Raw genomic sequence first — 2,150 nt, 5'->3', positions numbered from 1 at the left:
AAACCATCGTGGTGGCGGGCGACACGCTCAACGACCTGTCAATGTATGCCACCGGCTTCAAGGGCATTGTGGTCGGCGGTGCCGAGCCCGCGCTGATCGAGCGTGTGCGCAAAATGTCACGCGTCTTCATTGCCAAGGACGAGGGCTGCGGCGGTATTTTGAAAGGCCTGGCGCACCACGGCGTGGAGGTTGAAAGCACCCCAAAAGCGCAGCGCCGCATGGACGAACGTGGCGAGGCTGATCTGGTCATGGCCTACCACCGCCCGCCGTTCGACGAGGTGCTCGAAAACGGCGTGCTCAAGCACAAGCGCCCAAAAAGCCCGAACGGCATCATCCCGACGCTGCTCGGCTTTTTTGCCGGCGCGCGCAAAGGCTCATGGGTGGCCTGGTCGCTGCAAGACAGCCGCACCCCGCAAGGCTTTGTGCGCCATGTGCCGGTGGACAAAAAACATTACCCCAACCTCAAGGTGGCGCGCATTGCGCTGACCGCCGAAGACGTGGATATCTTTTACAAGAAGTTTTCCAAAGAGGCTTTCTGGCCGATCATTTTTTCGTTCCCCGACAAGGCCGAGTTCAACCAGGCGCATTGGGAACGTTTTCTGGATGTCAACCGCATCTTTGCCGAGCAAACCGCACGCGAGGCGGCCGAGGGCGCGCTGGTCTGGATTCACGACTACAACCTGTGGATGGTGCCGGCCTTTTTGCGCCCGCTGCGGCCCGATTTGCGCATTGCCTTTTTCCATCACACCGCCTTTCCGTCGAGCGACATTTTCAACATCCTGCCGTGGTACCGCGAGATCATCGGCAGCCTGCTGCAGTGTGATTACGTCGGCTTTCACATCCCGCGCTACGTCGAGAATTTTGTTGACGCGGTGCGCTCGTACACGCCGGTGGAGGTACTTGAATCCGTGCCTTGCGCGCCGCGCTTCATCACCTACGGCTGCGCCCTGGGAGTCGATACCATGACTTCGGCCATCGAGGTCGGCGGGCGCCGCGTCAAGCTCGGCGCGCATCCGGTGGGCATTGACACGGGCCTGATCGAAAACATCGTCACCAAGCCTGCGGTGCAAAAAAAGATCGCCCGCATCAACGCCCTGCTCGACGGCGCCCAAGGCATTGTCTCGATCGAACGCCTTGATTACGTCAAGGGGTCGCTGGAAAAACTGCAGGCCTTCGAGCGCCTGCTGGAACAGTACCCGGAGCTCATCGGCGGTGTGACGCTGCTCAACATCATCACCCCGGCCGCGCCGGGCATGGAAATCTACGAGACGCTGCGCACCGAGGTGGACCGCATTGTGGGTCGCATCAATGGCCGTTTCTCGACGCTCGAATGGACCCCCGTGCGCTATTTTTACCGCTCGCTACCGTTCGAAGACGTGGTGGCGCACTATGCCGCCTGCGACGTGGCCTGGATCACGCCGCTACGCGACGGCCTGAACCTGGTGGCCAAGGAATTTGTCGCCGCCAAAAAGACCACCGGCAGCGCGGGGGTGCTGATTTTGTCGGAGTTTGCCGGCGCCGCTGTCGAGCTGCACGGCGCGCTGCTGACCAACCCCTACGATGCCAATTCGATGTCAAAGGTGTTGCACCAGGCGCTCACCATGGGCGCTGACGAGAAAGCCTACCGCTGCCAGCGCATGGCCGCCATCGTGGCCGACAACAACGTGGTGCAATGGGGCGATGAATTCATGCGTGCGGTGCAGGCTGCCTGAGCCTGTGCCGTGTTGTCATTCTTTTTTTTAGCCAAAGGACTCTGATGTTGAATTTGAAGAAATGTGTACGCGCCCTGCTGGCGCTCACGCTGGTAGCCTCGACAGCAGCGCTGCAAGCGCGCGAGATGGTGAGCGTGGCCAAGGCAGAAATCAACATGCGCGCAGGCGCTGGCACACAGCATGAAGCGCTGTGGAAACTCACCCTTGGTTACCCGCTGGAGGTCACCGGCCGCCAGGGCGAATGGCTCAAGGTGCGCGACTTTGAAAACGACAGCGGCTGGGTTTATCGCCCGCTGGTGGCCAAAACACCCCACATGGTGGTCAAGTCGCGTGTGGCCAATGTGCGCAGTGCACCCAACACGCGCAGCCGCGTGATCGGCCAAGCCGATCACGGCGAAGTGCTGCGCACGCTGGAACACCGCAACGACTGGGTCAGGG

General features: G+C 61.1%; 2 protein-coding genes. Both read left to right on the top strand.

Going from position 1 to position 2,150, the window contains the following annotated elements; genetic code table 11:
- Positions 1 to 1,712 (top strand): glucosylglycerol-phosphate synthase (gene ggpS, locus IBX54_RS14675; protein WP_296543394.1); only part of this gene is annotated, 1,712 nt, incomplete at its 5' end.
- A 44-nt stretch (positions 1,713 to 1,756) separates the two neighbouring features.
- The coding region (locus IBX54_RS14670; RefSeq protein WP_296543393.1) for an SH3 domain-containing protein at positions 1,757 to 2,150 on the top strand (394 nt) is incomplete at its 3' end.

Origin of the sequence: Rhodoferax sp., assembly GCF_014859475.1 — a bacterium.
Classification (GTDB): Bacteria; Pseudomonadota; Gammaproteobacteria; order Burkholderiales; family Burkholderiaceae_C; genus Rhodoferax.
This window is presented reverse-complemented; position numbering and strand designations above follow the sequence as displayed.